Here is a 20,285-nt window from a genome sequence, read left to right as displayed (position 1 = left end):
ACGCTCCTTTATGGTCTTCCGTGACAAAAGGGGCTGTATTTGTGCAAGACCGGCCTCGATCAAGGGGGTGTATCGAGGCCGGCCGGTCTCAGGCGGGGGAGCTGCCCCGTACGACCAGGCTGGTGGGCACGGTGATGGAGAGCGGGGTGCGCCCGGCGATCACGTCGGTGAGCAGCCGGACCATCTCTTCGCTGATCCGTTCCAGCGGATGCCGGACGGTGGTGAGCGGCGGCTCGGTGGTGGCCGCCAGCCCGGAGTCGTCGAACCCGACCACCCGGACGTCGCCGGGCACCTCGCGCCCGGCCTCGCGCAGCACCGGCAGGGCGGCCGCGGCCATCGCGTCCGAGGCGGCGAACACCGCGTCCACCTCGGGCACCCGGTCGAGCAGCGTCCGCATGCCGGCCGCGCCGCTCTCCCGGCTCCAGTCGCCGTGCACGATGTACGCCGGGTCGACCGCGATGCCGGCCGCCGTCAGCGCGTCGGTGTAGCCGCGCAGCCGGAACACGCCGCCGAAGGTGTCCTGCGGCCCGGTGATCGTGGCGATCCGCCGGCAGCCCTGGGCGAGCAGGTGCTCGACGGCCGACCGGCCGCCGCCCCAGTCGTCCGCCGACACCGAGCTGATCCGGTCCTCGAAGCCGAGCACCTGACCGCAGGCCACGATCGGCACCTCGGCCTCGACGAGCTGCCGCAGCAGCGGGTCGCCGGAGTGCGGCGACACCAGCAGCACCCCGTCGACGTGGCCGCCGGACAGGTAGGCGACGGCCCGGCTGCGCTCCACCGGGGTCGACGCGATCATCAGGATCAGCGTCAGCTCCCGGTCGGAGAGCGCCTGGGCCACCCCGCGCAGCAGCACCGAGAAGTTCGGGTCCTCGAAGAGCAGGTGCTGCGGCTCGGTGAGCAGGAACGCGATAGAGCCGGACTTTCCGGTCGCCAGCGACCGGGCGTGCGGGTTGGCGGTGTACCCGGTACGGGAGATGGCGTCACGGACCGCGCGGACGGCCTCGGGGCTGACCCAGTCCCGGCCGTTGAGCACCCGGGAGACCGTCGCGTAGGACACCCCTGCCTCAGCCGCGACGTCGCGGATGGTGGGGCGTTTGCGCGACACCTTCGGGATCATAGCTAGGCCTTCACGCCGCCGGCGGCCAGGTCGACCTGCCAGTAGCGCTGCAACGCGAGGAACAGGGCGATCAGCGGGATGATCGAGACGAGTGCCCCGGTCACCACCGCGGTGTACATGGCCGGCTGGTTGGCGCCCTGGTTGAGCAGACCGTTCAGGCCCACGGTGATCGGGTAGAGCCGGTCGTCGCCGAGCATGATGTACGGCAGCATGAAGTTGTTCCAGACCGCCACGAACTGGAAGAGGAAGACGGTCACCAGACCGGTCCGCATCATCGGCAGCACCACCGTGCCGAAGGTGCGCCAGTCCCCGGCGCCGTCGATGCGGGACGCCTCCAGGATCTCGGTCGGCACCGACGCGGCCGCGAAGATCCGGGCCAGGTAGATGCCGTACGGGCTGATGAAGCTGGGCAGCAGCACCGCCCAGTAGGTGTTGGTCATCCCCACCTTGGCCAGCAGCAGGTACTGCGGGATGGCGAGGAGAACGCCGGGCACCAGCACGCCGGCCAGGATCACGTTGAAGACCGCGCTCTTGCCGGGGAAGTCGAACTTGGCGAGCGCGTAGCCGGCCATCGCCGAGATCAGCGTGGACGCGGCGGCGCCGACTCCGGCGTACAGGGCGGTGTTGGCCATCCACCGCCAGTAGAGGCCGTCGCGGTAGCCGCTGAGGTCGGCGAGGTTGTCGAACAGGTGCGTGCTCGGGGCGAGGGTGAACGTGGAGAACAGTTCGCCGGAGCTCTTCGACGAGGCGATCAGAACCCAGAGCACGGGGAGCAGGCAGTAGGCGGCGCCCAGCAGGAGGAGCGTGGTGGCGAGGGGACTGCGCCTTTTTGCCGAAACAGACGACATGTCAGTCCTCCTGATTGAAGGCCCGGCGCCCGACGAGCTTGAGGAAGCCGAAGGACAGGATGAACGTGGCGAGCGCGATGATCACCGAGGTGGCGGCGGCCGCGTAGAGGTCGTTGCGGGTGAACGCGTCCCGGTAGACCTTCATCAGCGGCGTCCACGTCGTCGAGATGGTGTTGGCCAGCGGCCGCAGGGTCATCGGCTCGGCGAATACCTGCAACGTGGCGATGAGCGAGAAGACGAACGTCATGATCAGCGACGGCGTGACGATCGGGATCTTGATGCGCCAGGCGATCGCCACCTCGGAGGCGCCGTCGATCCGGGCCGACTCGTACAGGCTGAGCGGGACGGCCCGCAGCGCGGTGTAGATGACGATCATGTTGAAACCGGTGCCGCCCCAGACCGCGATGTTGGCCACCGCCCAGATCGTCAGGTCCCGGGAGAGCAGTTCGGGGGCGGTGATGCCGACCGCCTCGAACAGGTCGGTGATCGGGCTGACCCGGGGCAGGTAGAGGAAGCCCCAGAGCAGCGAGCCGACGACGGCGGGGACCGCGTACGGCAGGAAGATCGAGATCCGGGCGAACTTGCCGACCGGCTCGCGCGTCCGGTTCGCGTCCAGCAGCAGCGCGAAGAGCAGGGCCAGGCCGAGCATGGTGGGTACCACGATCAGGCCGTACAGGCCGATCCGCCCGACGCTCGGCAGGAAGTCGGGATCGCTCAGGGACCGGGCGTAGTTGTCCAGCCCGGCCCAGATCTCGGTCCGTGACTTCGCGCCCAGCCCGAGCCCGCTCACCTTGACCTTGCGCAGGCTCAGGTAGGCGGCGTAGACGATCGGCGCGGCCAGGAACGCGACGAACAGGAAAATGGCGGGGGCGAGGAAGGCGTACGGGGTGCCGGCGCGCCTGCCCACGGGCCGTCGGGCCGTGGTGGATGCGGAGGGGGTCATCGCCGCTTTCTTTCCTTTCGGAGCGCTCCGGGCGGGCCGTGACCCGCCCGGAGGCGATCTCATCCGGCGACGTTGAACCCGGCGTTCTTCAGGTCGTCGACCGTCGTCTTCTGCATGGTCGTCAGCGACTCGGTGAAGGCGGACGCCTTCTTCGACTCGGCGGCCTTGCCGAAGGCGTCGTTGAAGGCGCTGTAGGCGACGTTCACGTTCGGGCCGTAGGTGAACGGGCTCATCTGCTTCGAGGCCTCGGCCGCGATGGTGTAGTAGTCGGCCTGGTCGGCGAAGAACGCCGGCGGGCTGGTCAGAACGCTGGCGGCGTCGTTCGAGGCCGGGTAGACGCTGGCCTCGGTGGCGAGCAGCTTGACCGCCTCCGGGTCGCTGTTCAGCCAGGACACGAACTGGGCGGCCTGCTTCTTGTGCTTGGACTGGGTGGTCACGCTGGTGGCCGAACCGCCCCACGCGCCGGTCGCCGGGGCGGCGGCGTCCCACTGCGGCATGGCGGCGGCCTTCCACTTGCCCTTGGTGTCCTTGGCGGAGCCCTCCAGGACGCCCGGCGCCCACACGGCGCTGACCCAGCCGACCTGGGTGCCGTCGTTCAGAGCGGCGTTCCACTCCGGGGTGTACATCGGCTTGTTGTCGATGACGCCCTTCTCCACGAGGCCACCCCAGTAGGCGGCGACCTTCTGGGTCTTGGGCTCGTCGATGGCGACCGACCAGGCGTCACCCTGCACGCCCCACCACGAGGCGCCGGCCTGCTGGGCGAGACCGGTGAACAGGCCCGCGTCGGTGGCCGAGAAGGTGCCCAGGTACTGCTTCGGGTTCGCCTTGTGGATCTTCTCGGCGGCGGCCGCGTACTCGTCCCAGGTCTTCGGGGCCGACAGGCCGTTCTTCTCGAAGACGTCGGCACGGTAGAAGAACATCAGCGGGCCGGAGTCCTGCGGCACGCCGTAGACCGCGTCCGAGCCGAGGGTCACGCCGTTCCAGGCGCCGGCCGGGAACTTGTCCTTGAGCGAGCCGGCGTCCGCGGAGATGTCGGCGAGCGCGTCGGCGGAGACCAGCGTGGGGATCTTCTGGTACTCGGCCTGCATGACGTCCGGCGCCCCGGAGCCCGCCTTGATCGCGGTCAGCAGCTTGGTGACGGCCGGGTCGCCGCCGTCCTGCTTGTTGACCGTGACCTGGATGTTCGGGTTCTTCGCGTTCCACGCCGCGGCGACCTTGTCCATGTTCGGAGCCCAGGTCCAGTAGGTCAGCGAGACCTTCTCGTTCGGGTCGGTGGTCTGCTCGGACGAGGAGCCGGAGCTGGAGCAGGCGGTGCCGGTAAACAGAGCCGCGGCGGTGAGGGCCGCCATGAGCGGGGCGTATTTCGTCTTCATTGATCCTCCTTGATCGGCTTGGCCGGAACGGAAAGCCGGGGGACGGCGCCGCGCCGGAAGCGTTTCGCTCGGTGCGGCCCCTGTGACCGGTTACAGTGCTGCTGTTACGGCGTTGTGTCAAGCCCTTGCGTCTCACCCGTTACGCCTGTGTATCGTTCGGGCTCGCCGGCCTGTGACCGGTTACAGTCAAACCCGCAAGGAGCTGATCCCATGTCGTGGCTCGAGCCGCTCACCGTTCGCCACCAACCCTGGGCGACGCCGCTGCACCGGCCGCGGATGAGCAACTCCGAAGACGTACGGGACGGCATCTCGCTGACCAACCGCTATCTGACCCGCGACGGCGTGCCGGTCATCCCGGTCTCCGGCGAGCTGCACTACAGCCGGGTCCCGCGCGCGCGCTGGGCCGAGCGGCTGCGCCAGATGAAGGCCGGCGGCGTGACCGTGGTGGCCAGCTACGTCTTCTGGCTGCACCACGCGCCCACGCCGGGGGAGACCCGCTTCGACGGCGACCTGGACGTCGGCGCGTTCGTCGACCTGGCCGTCGAGACCGGCCTCGACGTGGTCCTGCGGATCGGCCCCTGGTGCCACGGCGAGACACGCAACGGCGGCTTCCCCGACTGGGTGCAGCAGGCCCCGGTCCGGCACCGCACCGACGACCCGGCCTACCTCGAACTGGTCGCCGGTTGGTTCGCCTCCATCGCGGCGGCCGTCGGCTCCCGCTTCGACAGGATCATCGGCATTCAGATCGAGAACGAGCTCTACGACCAGCCGCGGCACCTCGTCACGCTCAAGCGCCTGGCCCGGGAGGCCGGCATGTCCGCTCCGCTGTGGACCGCCACCGCGTGGGGCGGCGCCGACCTGCCCGCATCCGAGGTGCTGCCGCTCTACGGCGGCTACGGCGACGGCTTCTGGGTGGACGCCGGCGCGCCGTGGGACCCGACGTTCCGCGACCACTACTTCTTCTCCCACGTCTGGGACGACGCGGGCATCGGTGCCGACGTGCGCCGCGCCCAGGCGATCGCGGCCGCCTCCGGGGGCCCGCGCACCCCGTCCGAGGAGTTCCCGCCCGCCACCTGCGAGCTCGGCGGCGGCATGGCCACCGCCTACCACCGGCGGCCGCGGCCCGAGGCGCTCGACGTGGCGGCCATCGCGCACTGCAAGATCGGCAACGGCTCGGCCTGGCAGGGCTACTACATGTACGCCGGCGGCACGAACCCCGGCCCGGACATGCACGAGTCGCACGCCACCGGCTACCCCAACGACATCGCCCGCCTCGGCTACGACTTCCACGCGCCGATCGGGGAGGCCGGCACGCTCGCCCCGAGCCACGCCGAACTGCGCCGCCAGCACGCCTTCCTGTCCGCTTTCGGTCATGTGCTCGCGGAGATGCCGTCCAGCCTTCCGGACGTACGGCCCGCCGACGTCGAGGACTCCGAGACCCTGCGGTGGGCGCTGCGCAGCGACGGGGAGAGCGGCTTTCTGTTCCTCTCCCGGCACCAGCCGCACTTCCCGCTCCCCGCCTACCGGGGCGCCCGCTTCCGGGTCACGCTCGCCGCCGACCGCGTGATCGACTTCCCGGCGCGGCCGATCGACATCCCGCCCGGCACCCTGGCCCGCTGGCCGCTGAACCTCACCCTCGGCGGCGCCACGATCACCTGGGCCACCGCCTCGGCGCTCACCCTGCTGCCCGGCGACGTTCCCACGCTCGTCCTCATCGCCGCCCCCGGCATCGAACCCCAGATCGCCGTGGCCGATACGGTTCACGACATCACGCCCGGCTTCGAGCCGCTCCGGCTCGGCGGCGCGGACGTCCTCGTCCTCCCGGCCGAGGCGGCCGGATCGGTCTGGGTGCCCGAGGACGGCGGCCGCCGCCTGCTGCTGAGCGACGACGAGCTTCAGTGGGACGCCTCCGGCACGGTGACGGTCAAGGCCGTCAAGACCGCGGACGTACGGGCGTACGACCCGTCGCTTCGTGCCTTCCGCCCGGTCGAGGCGCCCCAGGACAGTGCCCCGGTGACCGAGCGGGTCACCGTCGAGCAGCTCCGCCCGGCCGCCACCACGGTCCCGGTCAGCTACGGCAAGCACGAGGGCCGCCCGTCCGCCCCGTCCGGCGACGTCTTCGACGAGCTGGCCGCCGTCTACCGCCTGCGCCTGCCCGCGTTCGCCGCCGACCCCACCCGTGACCCGCTGCTGCGCGTCGTCTGGGCCGGCGACGTCGGCGAACTGCGGGTCGACGGCCGGACCGTCACCGACCGCTACTGGGACGGCTCCGGATGGACCGTCAACCTCACCGACATCGGCTACCGCGCCGGCGCCCAGCTCACCCTGCACCTGCTGCCCCTGGCCGCCGGTTCCCCGGTCTCGGTCCCGCAGGAGGCCCGCACCCGGCTGGCCGCCACCGACACCCAGCTGCTGGCCATCGACACGGTCGAGGTGACGGCCCGCACGATCTCCACCGTCACCCTCTGACCCGAACGAGGGGAGGGGGCGCGGCTCCACCCGGGGCCGCGCTCCCTGATCGGGTCACGATCGTTACTGGAAGGGATGTCACATAGTACTGTCCGTTTCATGGGCGATGATCGATATCCGGTGGACCCGCCGGCGGTGCGCTACGACGAGGAGGAGCGGCCCGCCCGGGAGCTGAGCGGCCGCGTCGGGGTGTTCGTCTCGGTCGTCGCGTTCGCCGTCGCGCTGCTCGTCCTCTGGCAGGTGTTCCGCCCGCTCGCCCAGGGCAGCCAGTACTACCTGATCATCTTTCTGGCCGGGACCCTGCCGCTCGTCTTCCTCGCGTACAAATCGGGTCTCGGCAAAGGCCGGGAGACACCCGGGGTGACCGACTGGATCCTGGCCGGCGCCGCGCTGGTGGTCTGTCTCTATCCGATCGCCGGCGGCTACGACGACTTCCTGAACCGGCAGGGGCTGCTCGAACCGGTCGACATCGTCTTCGGCGCGGTCCTGCTGATCCTGGTGATCGAGGCCTGCCGCCGCACCACCGGGTGGGCGCTGCCGGTGGTCTGCCTGGCCTTCCTGGCGTACGGCTACTACGGCGGCCTGCTGCCGCAGACCTGGCCGATCGCGCACGCCGGACTCGACTTCGCGCAGATCGTCGACGCCCTCTACAACTCCGGCAGCGGCTTCTACGGCACCCCGCTGGACGTGGCGGCCACCTACATCGTGCTGTTCACCATCTACGGCGCGGTGCTGGACCTGTCCGGGGCGAGCCGGTTCTTCGTCGACCTGTCGGTCGCCGCCTTCCGTAAGTCACGCTCCGCGGCCGGGCGCACCGCGGTCGCCGCCGGCTTCCTGCTCGGCACGGTCTCCGGATCCGGTACGGCCACCGCGGTCAGCGTCGGCGCCGTCACCTGGCCGATGCTGCGCCGCGCCGGCTACCCACCCGAGCAGGCCGGCGGGATGCTGGCGGCCGCGGGTGTGGGCGCCATCCTGTCGCCGCCGACACTGGGCGCGGCCGCGTTCATCGTGGCCGAGTACCTGAACGTCTCCTACCTGACCGTCCTCGGCTGGGCGATGATCCCGACCGTCCTCTACTACCTGGGCATCCTGCTCGCCGTCGAGATCGACGTCCGCCGGTACGGGGTCCGCGCCGTCGACGCCCCGCCCACCAGCGCCTGGCGGCTGCTCACCCGGTTCGGCTACCACTTCTCCTCCCTGATCGTCATCGTGGTGCTGCTGGCCCTGGGGATGAGCGCCACCCGCTCGGTGGTGTACGCGACGATCCTGGCCGGCGCGCTGTCCTTCCTGGACCGGCGGCACCGGCTCACCCCGCCCCGGATCTTCACGGCGCTGTCCGCGGGCGTACGCGGCGTCCTGCCGGTGGTCGCGGTCTGCGCCGCGGCCGGGGTGATCACCGCGACCACCACCAAGACCGGCCTCGGCGCCCAGCTGGCGTCGCTGCTGGTCAACGGCGCCCGCGCGATCACCGACGAGCCGCGGGCGGTGCTCGCGCTGACCGTGGTGCTGGCCGCGTTCGCGCTCGCACTGCTGGGCCTCGCGGTGCCGGTGACGGCCAGCTTCATCATCGGCTGGGTGATCATCGGCCCGGCGCTGCTCGGTCTCGGCGTACCGGCCCCGGCGGCGGCCATGTTCGTCTTCTACTACTCGGTGCTGTCCGAGGTGACCCCGCCGACCGCGCTGGCCGCCGTGGGCGCGAGCGCGATCACCGGCGGCCGCGCCATCGCGACCATGTGGCAGGCGCTGAAGTACGCGCTGCCGGCGTTCCTCGCACCGATCGCCTTCGTGCTCACCGCCAACGGCGAACACCTGCTGGCCCGCGGGCCGTTCCTGGGCGTCCTCTGGACCACGGTGGTGGCCGGGCTGGCCGTGTTCGGGCTGGCCGTCGCGACCGGCGCGTGGCTGCCCGGCGTCGGCGCGGCCGGGCCGGTGACCCGGGTGCTGGCCGCGGCCGCCGGCCTGCTGCTGCTCTACCTGGACCCGGTGGCGATCGCGGCCGGGCTGGCGGCGCTGCTGGCCGCCGCCGGCGTCGCGGCCCTGGAGCAGCGCCGGCACCGGCCCCCCGTGGAGATTCGCCCTCGCACCACCACCCCACCCGGAGGAGAAGCATGAGACGAATACTGGGGTCAGTGCTGGTCGGCATGCTCGCGGTCGCCACCGCGGCGTGCGGCGGCCGGCAGGACACCGCGAGCACCGACACCGGCGGCGCGGTCACCTGCGAGGTGGCCGACGCGACCCGGACCGGCATCGCGACGGGCAACGCCACGGGGGTCTACTTCGCCCTCGGCAACGCGTACGCCGAGCAGATCAACGCCGTGGGCGGGAAACTCCAGGCCACCGCGGCGGAGACCGGCGCGTCCGTGCAGAACATCCAGCAGCTGGTGGCCGGCACGTACGACGTCGCCTTCTCCCTGGCCGACACCGCCGCCGACGCGGTGAACGGCACCGGCAGCTTCACCGAGAAGCAGAAGGTCGCCGCGCTGTCCCGGATCCACAGCAACTACACGCAGGTGATCGTCCGCAAGGCGGCCGGGATCTCCGACGTCGCCGGGATGAAGGGCAAACGGGTCTCCACCGGCTCCCCGAAGTCCGGCACCGAGGTGATCGCCAACCGGCTGCTGACCGCGGCCGGGCTCCAGCCGGGCACCGACGTGCAGGCGCAGAAACTGGACCTCACCAAGACCGTCGACGGGATGAAGGACGGCACCATCGACGCGCTGTTCTGGTCCGGCGGCCTGCCCACCCCGGGGATCACCGATCTGCTCACCACCAGCGCCGACCAGGTCGAGTTCCTGGACATCACCCCACTGCTGCCGGAGATGCAGAAAATCAACGAGGTCTACCAGGAGGGCGTCATCCCGGCGGCCACCTACCGGACCCCGGCGGACGTGAAGACCATCGTGGTGCCGAACGTCCTGCTGGTCCGCGAGGACCTGGACCCGGACGTGGCCTGCGTGCTCACCCGGACCCTCTTCGACCGCAAGGCCCAGCTCGAACAGGCCAACGCCGCGGCCAAGGAGATCACGCTGGAGACGGCCCGCCAGACCGCCCCGGTGACCGTCCACCGCGGCGCCACCAAGGCGCTCGACGACCTGGGCGCCCCGAAGTAGCCCATATCGGATGTGGGAGGCCGATCCGACGGCCTCCCACATCCGTATGCAACCCTCCCCGGTGCTCGCCTCGTGATTAGCGGGACCGACGGGATGGAGACCTCATGACCGACCGCGACGAGGCGTTCGCCGAGTACTTCGCGGCCAGATCGTCCGCCATGCGGGCGACGGCGTTCCTGCTGTGCGGTGACTGGCACCGTGCCGAGGACCTGGTTCAGCAGACCTTCACCAAGCTCTACCTCCGGTGGAACCGGGTCCAGCGGCACGAATCGCTCGACCCGTACGTCCGCCGGGTCCTGATCTCGACCTTCATCGACGAGGGACGGTGGGGCTGGTGGCGGCGGGAGCGGCCGCAGGAGACCCGGATCGAGCGGGCCGCGGCCCCGGAGCCGTCCGACGACCGGGTGACGCTGCTCGGCGCTCTCGCCCGGGTGCCGGCCCGGCAGCGTGCCGTGCTGGTGCTCCGCTACTGGCAGGACCTGTCCGTGGAGGACACCGCGGCGGCACTCGGTTGTTCCGCGGGAACCGTCAAGAGCCAGGCGGCACGCGGCCTCGACACGCTGCGCACGCTGGTCGCCCATCCCGTGAACGCCGACTGAGGGGACCTCCCATGGACGAGAACGAGCTTCGCACCGCCATGCGCGCCACCATCACACAGCACTCCGAGCCGCCACCGATGGAGTCGCGGACGGCGCTCGTCACGGCCCGCCGCGCCGCCCGGCGGCGCAACATCCTGGCCTGTGCCGGCACCGCGGCGGTCGTCCTGGGCGTCACCCTCGCGGCCCTGCCCGGCCAGGGCTACCTCGGCGGGGGTACGGGCTGGGCGCCGGCCGCCGGACCGTCCGCGCCGGCGGAGGCGTTCCCCACGGCCTTCCCGTCCGGTCAGGTGCCGTCGGAGGAGAACACCAAGCCGTCCTGGCCGGCCGAGGCGAGCGGCGACGCCACCGCGGACTCCGGCGTGCACTACCAGAAGGGTGTGGCGCTGCTCGAGAAGCTGATCGAGGTGGTGCCGGCCGGGTACATCGTGCCGACCGGGAACAGCCCGGACGACATCCCGTTCCGCTACCACCAGGCCACCATCGAGGACGGCCACTGGGTGTACCTGGTGTCGGTGCAGCTGGTCAGGGCCGGCCGGGCCGGGCAGATCCTCATCGAGGTCCACGAGCCCGGCCACGACCTCCCGGCCGACCCCTGCGAACTGGCCCAGTCGTTCTGGGGCATCGGCGGCTCCTGTGAGAAGCGCGCCGTCCGCCCGGGTGAGGAGGCCGGCATCGTGGCCGGGCCGAGCACACGGGACGGGGTCGACCAGTGGGTCGCCTTCCAGCACCCGGACGACACCGTCGTCTTCGTCGCGCAGGGGCTGTCCACCAACGTCGAGGGCGGGAGACCGCTGGAGTCGCTGCCGTTCACCGTCGACCAATTGGTGGAGTTCGCCAGCGGGGACGGATTCAAATAGTTGCGCATTTCCCGGGGCTCGATTAATGTGGGCCACAGCTTCGAACGGCTCTAGAAGGAGATCGGCTATGTGTCGCGTCTGTTGTACCCCCGACCGGTGGTGCGGCTAGAGCCGTTCGCGATGCTTGCCGCGCCGCCCGTCCCCTGTTGGGAACGGGCGGCGTTGCTTTTGGCACCCGAATGCGCGCACCATTTCACGGCCGCATGCCCGAGTGGTTAGGGAATCGTCTGCAAAACGATCGACACCGGTTCGAATCCGGTTGCGGCCTCCATTCTTGAGAAACAATTCCGTACTGTCTTGAACCGGACGGCGCCGACCGCGGTACAACCCCCATGATGGAGGTCCAGCTGGGGGAGAGCGGATGATCCTCGCGCGTGCCGCGGTCGCGGTGTTCCTCGTGGTCAACCTGGCCGCCGTCCACGTCCTGTTCCTGTTCGGCCGGCCGCCCGCCTACAACCTGATCGGGGCCGCCGGCCGTCTCCTCGGGCTCTACCTCGCCTTCGCCCTGGCCGTACAGGTGCTGCTGATCTCCCGATTGCCGCTGCTGGACCGGTCGTTCGGCATGGACCGGCTGACCCGCTGGCACCGGCGCACCGGGCTCACCGTGTTCTGGCTGGCCCTGCTGCACCCGGCCTGGGTGATCGTGGGGTTCGCCCGGGCCGGCCGCGACCCGGTGCCGGCCACCGCGCTCACCCTGGCGAAGCAGTGGCCGGTGCTGCTCGGCATGATCGCGGTCGCCCTCATCGTGCTGGTCGTGGCGCTGTCGATCCGGGCCGCCCGCCGCCGCCTCTCCTACGAGGCCTGGCACGCCGTCCACCTGCTGCTCTACGCCGTCCTGGTGCTAGGCCTGATCCACCAGTACGTCGAGGGCACCGCCTTCCGCACCAACCTGGCGACGAAGCTGTACTGGTGGGGGCTGTGGGCGTTCGTGCTCGGCGCGCTGCTGGCCAACCGGGTGATCGTGCCGCTGGTCCGCAACTCCCGGCACCGGCTGCGGGTGGCCGCCGTGGTGCCCGAGTCCGACGACGTGGTGTCGGTCCACGTGACCGGCCGCGACCTGGAGAAGCTGGGGGCCCGGGCCGGGCAGTTCTTCCTGTGGCGGTTCCCCGGGCACAACCGCTGGTGGCAGGTCAACCCGTTCTCGCTGTCGGCCGCGCCGAACGGGCGGTCGCTGCGGCTCACCGCCAAGGCGGTCGGCGGCACCACGGCCGGGCTGCGGGACCTGCCGGTCGGGTCGCGGGTGTTCGCCGAAGGGCCGTACGGGGCGTTCACCCTGGACCGGCGGGCCCGCACCGCCACCCTGCTGATCGCCGGCGGCATCGGTGTCACCCCGATCCGGTCCCTGCTGGAGGACCCGCGGATCGGCGACGACGTGATCGTCCTCTACCGGGTCCGCGGCGGCTCCGACGCGGTCCTGCTCGGCGAACTGCGCAACCTGGCCGCCGCCCGGGGCGCCCGGCTGCACCTGCTGACCGGCCGGACCGGGCCCGGCAACCAGCCCTTCCACCCGGACCGGCTGCGGGCCATGGTCCCCGACATCACCGACCGCGACGTGTACGTGTGCGGCCCGGCCGCCCTGACGGAGGCGGTCCTGGCCGGCCTGCGCCGCCTCAAGGTCCCGTCCCGCCAGGTGCACGCCGAACTGTTCCGCCTCGCGGGTTAGCCGGCGGCCCTATGGGGTGACCAGGCCGCACTCGTAGCCCAGGATGACGGCCTGGATGCGGTCGCGCAGGCCGAGTTTCGCCAGGATCCGTCCGATGTGGGTCTTCACGGTGCCCTCCGAGACACACAGCGACCCGGCGATCTCCGCGTTCGACAGGCCGCGGGCGATCAGGGTGAGCACCTCCCGCTCCCGGGCGGTGAGCGGATCCAGCCGGTGGTCGGCGCGGGCCGGGCCGGCCGCCGGGGCGGCGACGTAGTGGGCGATCAGCCGGCGGGTGGCGCTCGGCGCGGTCACCGCCTCACCGGAGGCCACCACCCGGACCGCGGCGATCAGGTCGTCGGCCAGGGTGTCCTTCAGCAGGAAGCCGCTGGCCCCGGCGCGCAGCCCGGCGAACAGGTAGTCGTCCAGGTCGAAGGTGGTCAGGATGATCACCCGAGGGGCGGGGGAGAGGGCCCGGATCCGCTCGGTCGCGGTGATGCCGTCGACGCCGGGCATCCGCACGTCCATCAGGACCACGTCCGGCCTGGTCCGGGCGGACACCTCCACGGCGGCGGCGCCGTCCCCGGCCTCGCCGACCACCTCGATGCCCTCGGTCTCGTCGAGGATCATGCGGAAGCCGGTCCGGACCAGCACCTGGTCGTCGACCAGCACCACCCGGATGGTCATCCGGCGCCCACCGGGCGCAGCGGCAACCGGGCCAGCACCCGGAAACCGCCGCCGTCACCGACCCCGGTCTCCAGCTCACCGTCGAGCAGCCGCACCCGCTCGGCGATCCCCCGAAGCCCGTTGCCGGTCACGTCGGCCGGCCCGGCCGGTGGCCGGCCGTCGTTGCTCACCTCGATCTCCAGGGCCTCCGCGTGGAAACCCAGGCGGACGGCCGCGCCGGCCCCCGGACCGGCGTGCTTCAGCGTGTTCGTCAGGGCCTCCTGGGCGATCCGGTACGCCGACAGGTCCACCCCGGCCGGCAGCGGCGCCGGCTCGCCCTCGACCGTGAAGGTGACCGTGGTCCCGGCGGACCGGATCCGGTCGATCAGCTCGGGCAGCGCCTGCACCCCGGGCTGCGGCGCCAGCTCCGGCTCCTGGCTGACGATGGCCAGCAGGCGCCGCATCTCGGCCAGCGACGACCGGCCGGTGGCGACGATGTCACGGAGCGCGTGCTCCGTACGATCGGGGTGGCGTTTCAAGGCCGCCGCCGCCCCCTGTGCCTGGACCACCATCACCGACAGGCCGTGCGCCACCACGTCGTGCAGCTCGCGGGTGATCCGGGCGCGCTCGGCCGCGGTCGCCAGCGCCACCCGCTGCCGCTGCTCGCGCTCCAGGTCGGCGGCCCGCCGCTCCAGGGTGCGCAGGTGCAGGCGCCGGCCGCGCAGATTGTCGCCGAGCAGGTAGGCGGCGGCCAGCGCGAGCATCAGCCCGCTGCTCTCCCACAGCCGATCCGACCAGTGCGGCTCGGCGGTCTCCACGACGACCCGCCCGGTCGGCTTCTCGACGCGGATGGCGACGGCGTGCGTGTCCGGAGGCCGGACGGCGTCGGCGCGGGCGACCGGCCCGGCCAGGCTTGCCGCGCCGATCCCGGCCAGCAGGAGCCCGCAGGCGATCGCCCCGACCCGCCGGGGCCGCTCGGCGGCGGCCAGCGCGAAGAGCGCCACCGGGACGGCCAGGTCGAGCGGGTCGACGCCGGTCGGCTCGGGCAGGTGGAGCAGCGCCGTGCCGGCGACGCTCAGCACCAGCGCGAGCAGCGGCCGGTGCCGGGCCAGCAGCAGGCTCGCGACCATGATCGTGGCGAACAGGCCCCACAGGTCGGTCCCGTGACTGTCCTCCGCCGACGCGATGGCGAGCACGGCCGCGCCGCAGACGTCGACGGCGACCCACCGGAGGCCGGTTAACCTGGACATTCGCCCAGTCTAGAGACGCCGGGCCGCGTCGCCGTCCGTCCACGGTCTGACTTCGGTGTACGACCGCGGGCATACGCGTACCGGAAAGAATCGGACCGCTCGCGGACGACCGGCCGCATGCCGGACCGCCAACCTGGCTCCCATGAGAATCGTGACGAGTTGCGTAGCGGCGGCCCTGATGGTCGCACTGGCCGGATGTTCCGGCGTCAACGGCTCACCGGGCACGGATCCCTCGTCGTCGTACGTCCCGACGATCTCCGACGCGGAACTGCTCACCCTGGGCAGGGCGGCCGTGCAGTGCCTGCGGGAGAACGGGGTGGCCGACATGCCGGACCCGTACGTCGAGGACAACCGCCTCAAGGTGCCCGACGACGAGATGGACGCCGCCGAGGAGAAGGCCGGCGAGCAGACCTGGAACGCCGCCGAGGAGGCATGCCGGGAGACCATCGAGAAGATCCCGGAGGGCGCCCTCGCCAAGGAGGGGGGCGGCGATCCGGAACCGCCCGGCCCCGAGGACGTCGAGGCGCTGCGCAAGCTGGCGCAGTGCTACCGGGAGAACGGCGTGCCGGAGTGGCCGGACCCGGACGCCGAGGGCCGGTTCCCGATCAAGGGCACGTCCCTGGAGGGCGAGAAGCCGGAACCGGGAAGCCGCCTGGACACCGCCCGCAAGGCGTGCGAGCAGGTCTGGTCCGGTCCGGTGGGCATCTCGTGAGCGCCCGGCGGAAGGTGGCGGTGTCGCTGACCGGGGTGGTGGTCGCCGCCGGCGCCCTGGTCACCGGCTGGACCGTCACCGCGGAACCGGAGGCGGCGGCGAGCGCCACCGACGTGCCCACGAACACCGTGGCGGTCGAGAAGGGCACGGTCACCCAGCGGTTCCGGATCTCCGGGACGTACGGGTTCGACGGCTCCTACACGGTCATCCACCGGGGCGCCGCCGGAATCCTGACCGGGGCCGCCAAGGCGGGGTCGACGGTCCGCCGCGGGGGCGTCCTCTACCGGGTCGACGGCTCTCCGGTCCGGCTGCTCTACGGCAACGTGCCGGCGTACCGGGATCTGGACTCCAGCGTCACCGACGGCGACGACGTCCGCCAGCTGGAGCGCAACCTGAAGGCGCTCGGCATGGACCCGGACGGCGAGATGACGGTGGACCGGGACTTCACCGCGGCGACCGCCGCCGCGGTGAGACGCCTCCAGAAGAAGTGGAAGGTGACGCGGAGCGGCCGGCTGACCCTCGGGACGGTCGCGTTCCTGGCCGGCGAGGTCCGGGTCACCGAGGCGAAGATCGGCGTGGGCGCGTCGGTCGGCCCGGACCAGCCGGTGCTGACCGGCACCACCACGAGACGGGTGGTCACCGCCGACCTGGCCGCCGAGAAGCAGAACCAGATCAGGGCCGGCGACGAGGTGTCGGTCACCGTGCCGGGCGCCGGGACGGTCGACGGCGAGGTGCTCGAGGTCGGGAAGGTGGCCACCAGCGCCACCGACGACAACGGCAACCAGGAGCCGGCCACCGTCCGGGTGGTCATGCGGATCGGCCGCCCTTCGGGCGGCGCCACCCTGGACCAGGCGTCGGTGCAGATCAACCTGGCCACCGCGCGACACCAGGACGTGCTGGTCGTCCCGATGGCGGCGCTGCTGGCCGCCCCGGGGACCGGCTACCGGGTGCGGCTGGCCTCCGGGGCGTACGCCGACGTGAGGCCCGGCCTCTACGACGACGCCTCCGGCCTGGTCGAGGTGACCGGGAACATCAGCGAGGGCGACCGGGTGGAGGTGCCCGCGACATGACCGCCGCCCTGGAACTCGCCGACGTGTCCAAGACGTACCCGGGCAGCCCGCCGGTCGAGTCGGTCCGCGGCGTCGACCTCACCGTGCACAGTGGCGAGATGGTCGCCGTGGTCGGCCCGTCCGGGTCCGGCAAGAGCACCCTGCTCAACCTGGCCGCCGGACTGGACCGGCCCACCTCCGGTTCGGTACGCATCGCCGGGGAGGCCCTGGAGAAGCTCAGCGAACGCCGGCTCGCCGGGCTGCGGGCGCACCGGCTCGGCGTGGTCTTCCAGCAGTTCTTCCTGCTCGACCACGCCGACGCCCGGGACAACGTGGCGACCGGCCTGCTCTACCGGGGCATCCCGGCCCGGCGGCGGCGGGCGGCCGCCGAAGAGGCCCTGGAACGGGTCGGTCTCGGCCACCGGATGAACCACCGGGCCCGGCTGCTCTCCGGCGGGGAACGGCAGCGGGTGGCGATCGCCCGGGCGCTGGTCGGCCGGCCCGCGGTCCTCTTCGCCGACGAGCCGACCGGCAACCTCGACTCGGCCAACGGCGACGGGATCCTGGCGCTGCTGCGGGAGCTCAACGCCGAGGGCGCCACCATCGTGGTGATCACCCACGACGCCCACGTGGCGGCCGCCGCCCAGCGGCGGGTCACCATCCTGGACGGGCGGGTGGTGTCATGAGCCCGCTGTCCCGGATGCGCCTGGCCGACCTGCTGCCGGTCGCCACGATCGGGCTGCGCACCCGGCCGGGCCGGGCCGCGCTGTCGGTGCTCGGCGTGGCCATCGGCATCGCCGCGATGGTCGCCGTCCTCGGCGTCACCCGGTCCAGCCAGGCGCAGGTGATCGCCGAGCTCGACCGGCTCGGCACCAACCTGCTCACGGTGGCCAGCAGCCAGCCCAAGGGGGCGCCCGAGCAGCAGCTGCCGGCCACCGCGGCCGCGTCGATCCGGCGTACCGAGGGGGTGACGTCGGCGTCCGGCACCGCGCAGATCCCGGACACGCACGTGCTGCGCAACGACCGGATGCCGGCCAACCGGCACGGCGGGCTGGACGTCCGGGCCACCGACCCCGAGCTGCTGTCCACCCTGGACGGCGCACTGCTCGACGGGGTGTTCCTGGACGCGGCCACCGCGCGGTACCCGGTGGTGGTCCTCGGCCATCAGGCGGCGACCGTGCTGGGCATCGCCGAGGTGACCGGGTACGAGCGGGTCTGGCTGGGCGAGCGGTGGTTCACCGTGGTCGGCATCCTGCGGCAGGTGGACCTGGCGCCGGAGATCGACCGGGCCGCGCTGATCGGGTTCGCGGTGGCGAAGAGCGAGTTCGGCTACCAGGGGCATCCGAGCCGGATCTACGTACGGACCGACACCGCGCTGACCGGGCAGGTGGAGAACATGCTGCCGCGCGCCGCCGACCCGCAGAACCCGGGCCGCACCTCGGTCAGCCAGCCGTCCGACGTGCTCACCGCCCGGCAGGCGGTCGACGACGCCGGCACCTCGCTGTTCCTCGGGCTGGGCGCGGTGGCGCTGCTGGTCGGCGGCATCGGCATCGCCAACGTCATGGTGATCTCGGTGCTGGAACGGCGGGGCGAGGTCGGTCTGCGCCGGGCGCTGGGTGCGGCGCGGCGGCACGTGGCGGCACAGTTCGTGGTCGAGTCGGTGCTGCTCGGCGCGGTCGGGGGCGGGGTGGGCGTACTGCTGGGCGCCGGGGTCACGGTGGCTCTGGCGGTCAACCGGGGCTGGCAGCCGCTCGTCCCGCCGGAGGCCGTGAGCGGCGGGCTGGCCGCCGCGATCCTGGTCGGCACGATCGCCGGCCTCTACCCGGCGTTGCGGGCCGCCCGGATGGCCCCGACCGAGGCCCTCCGGACGGCGTGAGAGGTCAGGCCTGGGCGGCGCGCTGCGAGACGAATCCGAGCAGCGTGTCGCTCAGCTTGCCGAGCACGGCCAGCAGGATGATGGCCAGCAGCATCACATCGGTACGGCCGGTGTTCTGACTGTCGATGAGCAGGAAGCCGAGGCCCATCGACGAGGCGATCAGCTCCGCCGCGACCAGGAACAGCCAGCCCTGGGCCAGCCCGAGCCGCAGGCCGGACAGGATGGCCGGGGTGGCCGCCGGGAACAGGACGGTGCCGAGCAGGGGGAGGCCGCGGCGCCCGTACGCCCGGCCCACCTCGACCAGGTGCGGGTCGATGTGCGCGAGCGCCGCCGACACCGTCGTGTAGACCGGGAAGAACGCGCCGATCGCCACCAGCACGATCTTCGGGGTCTCGCCGATGCCCAGCCAGAGCAGCAGCAGCGGCACCCAGGCCAGCGACGGCACGGCCCGGATCGCCTGCACCGTCGGGGAGATGGCCGCGCTCGCCGTACGCGACAGCCCGACCAGGCCGCCGAGCGCCAGCCCGAGCAGCGATCCGGCGGCGAACCCGATCAGCACCCGCTGCGTGCTGATCGCCAGGTGGTGCCACAGCTCGCCGCGCCGCAGCAGTTCGCCGAGCGCGGTCACCACCTCGCCGGGCGGGGGCAGTTGCGCGGCCGAGTAGATCCCGGCGGACGCGACCAGGTGCCATCCCACCAGCAGGAGCACCGGCAGGATGACACCGATCGCGGGCTTGAGGGCCCGTCGGGTCACGAAACGCTCCGCGCGCTCGCGTACTTCGGCTCGAACAGGGTGTCGATCGCCGCCCGGGCGTCCGCCTCGCTCTTCACGTTGGCGTCCGCCACCAGCACCGGCAGGATCTTCTCGAAGACCGCCCTCTGCGCGGCGCCCGGGACCGGGTCGATGTCCAGCCGGGTGCGCTCGGTGAGCACCGCCTTCGCGACCGGCTCGGAGATCTTGGCCTCCCGGGCGTAGAGGGCGACCGCCTGGTCCGGGTTGTCCTTGATCCACTGGCGGGCCTTCTCGTAGGCGTTCACCACCGACTGGGCCAGATCCGGGTGCTCGGTGAGGAAGCCCTCCCGGGCGTTGAGCACGCCGTAGGAGTTGAAGGCCACGTTCCGGTAGATCAGCTTGGAGCCGGCGTCCACCTCGGACGTCGCCATCAGCGGGTCGAGACCGGCCCACGCGTCGACGTCGCCGCGCTCCAGGGCGGTCTTGCCGTCGGCGTGCTGGAGGTTGGTCACCGTCACGTCGGCCGGCTTCAGGCCCGCCTCGTCCAGCGCCTGGAGAAGGAAGAAGTACGGGTCCGTACCCTTGGTCGCCGCGATCTTCTTGCCTTTGAGCTGCGCCACCGAGGTGACCGCCGAGCCCTTCGGCACCACGATGGCCGCCCACTCCGGCTGGCTGAACACGTCGATGGTCTTGATCGGCGATCCGTTCGCCCGGGCCACCAGCGCCGCCGCGCCCGCCGTCGAGCCGACGTCGACGGCCTCCGCGCGCAGCGCCTCGTTCGCCTTGTTGCTGCCCGCCGACAGCTGCCAGCTCACCGTGACGCCCTGGCCGGCCAGCTCGGTCTCCAGCCATTTCTGCTCGCGCAGCACCAGGCTGGCCGGGTTGTAGTAGGCGTAGTCCAGCCGCAGCGCGACCGACTCCTTCCCGTCCGCGCTCTTCGCCGGTGCGTCCTCGCCCTGCACGCAGCCGGCCAGCAGCGCGGTCGCGGCGGCCGCCGCGAAAACGGCACGCAAGATCTTCATATCGGGTCCTTCCGGGGGG

At 72.1% G+C, this 20,285-nt stretch carries 18 protein-coding genes and 1 tRNA gene; 11 read left to right on the top strand and 8 right to left on the bottom strand.

Annotated features, from left to right (window positions below; genetic code table 11):
* Positions 1 to 88: 88 nt before the first annotated feature.
* The 4 genes from KZ829_RS39530 to KZ829_RS39515 are packed head-to-tail and all read right to left on the bottom strand — an operon-like array spanning position 89 to position 4,281.
* Positions 89 to 1,105, bottom strand: coding sequence for a LacI family DNA-binding transcriptional regulator (locus KZ829_RS39530; RefSeq protein WP_308285855.1), 1,017 nt, complete (start codon positions 1,103 to 1,105; stop codon positions 89 to 91).
* 14 nt (positions 1,106 to 1,119) lie between these two features.
* Complete coding sequence (locus KZ829_RS39525) at positions 1,120 to 1,965, bottom strand: carbohydrate ABC transporter permease (RefSeq protein ID WP_220148969.1); 846 nt, start codon at positions 1,963 to 1,965, stop codon at positions 1,120 to 1,122.
* 1 nt (position 1,966) lies between these two features.
* Positions 1,967 to 2,908 (bottom strand): carbohydrate ABC transporter permease, encoded by a 942-nt coding sequence (locus tag KZ829_RS39520; RefSeq protein WP_220148968.1) that lies wholly within the window; start codon positions 2,906 to 2,908, stop codon positions 1,967 to 1,969.
* A 59-nt stretch (positions 2,909 to 2,967) separates the two neighbouring features.
* Positions 2,968 to 4,281, bottom strand: a complete 1,314-nt coding sequence (locus tag KZ829_RS39515; RefSeq protein WP_220148967.1) for an ABC transporter substrate-binding protein — start codon at positions 4,279 to 4,281, stop codon at positions 2,968 to 2,970.
* Positions 4,282 to 4,491: 210 nt separating this feature from the next.
* Between KZ829_RS39515 and KZ829_RS39510 the strand changes: the two genes are divergently transcribed.
* The 7 genes from KZ829_RS39510 (at position 4,492) to KZ829_RS39480 (ending at position 12,979) form a co-directional block, all read left to right on the top strand.
* Positions 4,492 to 6,750 carry a beta-galactosidase gene (locus tag KZ829_RS39510; protein WP_246637036.1) on the top strand — a complete coding sequence of 753 codons (2,259 nt, stop codon included), beginning with the start codon at positions 4,492 to 4,494 and terminating at the stop codon, positions 6,748 to 6,750.
* A gap of 99 nt (positions 6,751 to 6,849) precedes the next feature.
* Complete coding sequence (locus tag KZ829_RS39505) at positions 6,850 to 8,862, top strand: TRAP transporter permease (RefSeq protein ID WP_220148966.1); 2,013 nt, start codon at positions 6,850 to 6,852, stop codon at positions 8,860 to 8,862.
* Positions 8,859 to 9,860: a TAXI family TRAP transporter solute-binding subunit gene (locus KZ829_RS39500; RefSeq protein ID WP_220148965.1), complete on the top strand. Its 1,002-nt coding sequence runs from the start codon at positions 8,859 to 8,861 to the stop codon at positions 9,858 to 9,860. Before KZ829_RS39505 ends, KZ829_RS39500 begins: the two co-directional genes overlap by 4 nt.
* 104 nt (positions 9,861 to 9,964) lie before the next feature.
* Positions 9,965 to 10,459, top strand: a complete 495-nt coding sequence (locus KZ829_RS39495; RefSeq protein WP_220148964.1) for a SigE family RNA polymerase sigma factor — start codon at positions 9,965 to 9,967, stop codon at positions 10,457 to 10,459.
* Positions 10,460 to 10,470: 11 nt separating this feature from the next.
* Positions 10,471 to 11,316 carry a hypothetical protein gene (locus KZ829_RS39490; protein ID WP_220148963.1) on the top strand — a complete coding sequence of 282 codons (846 nt, stop codon included), beginning with the start codon at positions 10,471 to 10,473 and terminating at the stop codon, positions 11,314 to 11,316.
* A 197-nt stretch (positions 11,317 to 11,513) separates the two neighbouring features.
* Positions 11,514 to 11,587: transfer RNA gene (locus tag KZ829_RS39485), tRNA-Cys, on the top strand.
* Between the two features lie 90 nt (positions 11,588 to 11,677).
* Positions 11,678 to 12,979, top strand: coding sequence for a ferredoxin reductase family protein (locus tag KZ829_RS39480; RefSeq protein ID WP_220148962.1), 1,302 nt, complete (start codon positions 11,678 to 11,680; stop codon positions 12,977 to 12,979).
* Between the two features lie 9 nt (positions 12,980 to 12,988).
* Here KZ829_RS39480 and KZ829_RS39475 read toward each other — a convergent pair whose 3' ends face one another.
* Together KZ829_RS39475 and KZ829_RS39470 are read right to left on the bottom strand one after the other, a co-directional pair.
* Complete coding sequence (locus KZ829_RS39475; RefSeq protein WP_220148961.1) at positions 12,989 to 13,645, bottom strand: response regulator; 657 nt, start codon at positions 13,643 to 13,645, stop codon at positions 12,989 to 12,991.
* Entirely contained in the window at positions 13,642 to 14,874 is a 1,233-nt protein-coding gene (locus tag KZ829_RS39470; protein WP_220148960.1) for a sensor histidine kinase, read from the bottom strand. The genes KZ829_RS39475 and KZ829_RS39470 overlap by 4 nt, the downstream gene beginning before the upstream one ends.
* 142 nt (positions 14,875 to 15,016) lie before the next feature.
* Here KZ829_RS39470 and KZ829_RS39465 point away from each other — a divergent pair, with 142 nt between their 5' ends.
* The 4 genes from KZ829_RS39465 to KZ829_RS39450 are packed head-to-tail and all read left to right on the top strand — an operon-like array spanning position 15,017 to position 18,511.
* Entirely contained in the window at positions 15,017 to 15,586 is a 570-nt protein-coding gene (locus tag KZ829_RS39465) for a hypothetical protein (RefSeq protein WP_220148959.1), read from the top strand.
* The gene (locus KZ829_RS44315; RefSeq protein ID WP_220148958.1) at positions 15,583 to 16,656 is read left to right on the top strand and encodes a peptidoglycan-binding protein; all 1,074 of its coding nucleotides are present in this window, start codon (positions 15,583 to 15,585) and stop codon (positions 16,654 to 16,656) included. The genes KZ829_RS39465 and KZ829_RS44315 overlap by 4 nt, the downstream gene beginning before the upstream one ends.
* Complete coding sequence (locus KZ829_RS39455; protein ID WP_220148957.1) at positions 16,653 to 17,321, top strand: ABC transporter ATP-binding protein; 669 nt, start codon at positions 16,653 to 16,655, stop codon at positions 17,319 to 17,321. The genes KZ829_RS44315 and KZ829_RS39455 overlap by 4 nt, the downstream gene beginning before the upstream one ends.
* The gene (locus KZ829_RS39450; protein WP_220148956.1) at positions 17,318 to 18,511 is read left to right on the top strand and encodes an ABC transporter permease; all 1,194 of its coding nucleotides are present in this window, start codon (positions 17,318 to 17,320) and stop codon (positions 18,509 to 18,511) included. Before KZ829_RS39455 ends, KZ829_RS39450 begins: the two co-directional genes overlap by 4 nt.
* A 4-nt stretch (positions 18,512 to 18,515) precedes the next feature.
* Here KZ829_RS39450 and KZ829_RS39445 read toward each other — a convergent pair whose 3' ends face one another.
* Positions 18,516 to 19,265, bottom strand: coding sequence for an ABC transporter permease (locus KZ829_RS39445; protein WP_220148955.1), 750 nt, complete (start codon positions 19,263 to 19,265; stop codon positions 18,516 to 18,518).
* Positions 19,262 to 20,266, bottom strand: coding sequence for an aliphatic sulfonate ABC transporter substrate-binding protein (locus KZ829_RS39440; protein ID WP_220148954.1), 1,005 nt, complete (start codon positions 20,264 to 20,266; stop codon positions 19,262 to 19,264). Before KZ829_RS39440 ends, KZ829_RS39445 begins: the two co-directional genes overlap by 4 nt.
* Positions 20,267 to 20,285 lie beyond the last annotated feature (19 nt).

The organism is Actinoplanes hulinensis (assembly GCF_019429605.1).
Taxonomy (GTDB): domain Bacteria; phylum Actinomycetota; class Actinomycetes; order Mycobacteriales; family Micromonosporaceae; genus Actinoplanes; species Actinoplanes campanulatus.
This window is presented reverse-complemented; position numbering and strand designations above follow the sequence as displayed.

Coding starts and splice junctions, on each gene's coding strand:
- KZ829_RS39495 (WP_220148964.1), top strand. CDS start 9,965: ATGACCGACCGCGACGAGGCGTTCGCCGAGTACTTCGCGGCCAGATCG.
- KZ829_RS39480 (WP_220148962.1), top strand. CDS start 11,678: ATGATCCTCGCGCGTGCCGCGGTCGCGGTGTTCCTCGTGGTCAACCTG.
- KZ829_RS39500 (WP_220148965.1), top strand. CDS start 8,859: ATGAGACGAATACTGGGGTCAGTGCTGGTCGGCATGCTCGCGGTCGCC.
- KZ829_RS39455 (WP_220148957.1), top strand. CDS start 16,653: ATGACCGCCGCCCTGGAACTCGCCGACGTGTCCAAGACGTACCCGGGC.
- KZ829_RS39465 (WP_220148959.1), top strand. CDS start 15,017: ATGAGAATCGTGACGAGTTGCGTAGCGGCGGCCCTGATGGTCGCACTG.
- KZ829_RS39505 (WP_220148966.1), top strand. CDS start 6,850: ATGGGCGATGATCGATATCCGGTGGACCCGCCGGCGGTGCGCTACGAC.
- KZ829_RS39450 (WP_220148956.1), top strand. CDS start 17,318: ATGAGCCCGCTGTCCCGGATGCGCCTGGCCGACCTGCTGCCGGTCGCC.
- KZ829_RS39510 (WP_246637036.1), top strand. CDS start 4,492: ATGTCGTGGCTCGAGCCGCTCACCGTTCGCCACCAACCCTGGGCGACG.
- KZ829_RS39490 (WP_220148963.1), top strand. CDS start 10,471: ATGGACGAGAACGAGCTTCGCACCGCCATGCGCGCCACCATCACACAG.
- KZ829_RS39440 (WP_220148954.1), bottom strand. CDS start 20,266: ATGAAGATCTTGCGTGCCGTTTTCGCGGCGGCCGCCGCGACCGCGCTG.
- KZ829_RS39520 (WP_220148968.1), bottom strand. CDS start 2,908: ATGACCCCCTCCGCATCCACCACGGCCCGACGGCCCGTGGGCAGGCGC.
- KZ829_RS39470 (WP_220148960.1), bottom strand. CDS start 14,874: ATGTCCAGGTTAACCGGCCTCCGGTGGGTCGCCGTCGACGTCTGCGGC.
- KZ829_RS39525 (WP_220148969.1), bottom strand. CDS start 1,965: ATGTCGTCTGTTTCGGCAAAAAGGCGCAGTCCCCTCGCCACCACGCTC.
- KZ829_RS39475 (WP_220148961.1), bottom strand. CDS start 13,645: ATGACCATCCGGGTGGTGCTGGTCGACGACCAGGTGCTGGTCCGGACC.
- KZ829_RS39515 (WP_220148967.1), bottom strand. CDS start 4,281: ATGAAGACGAAATACGCCCCGCTCATGGCGGCCCTCACCGCCGCGGCT.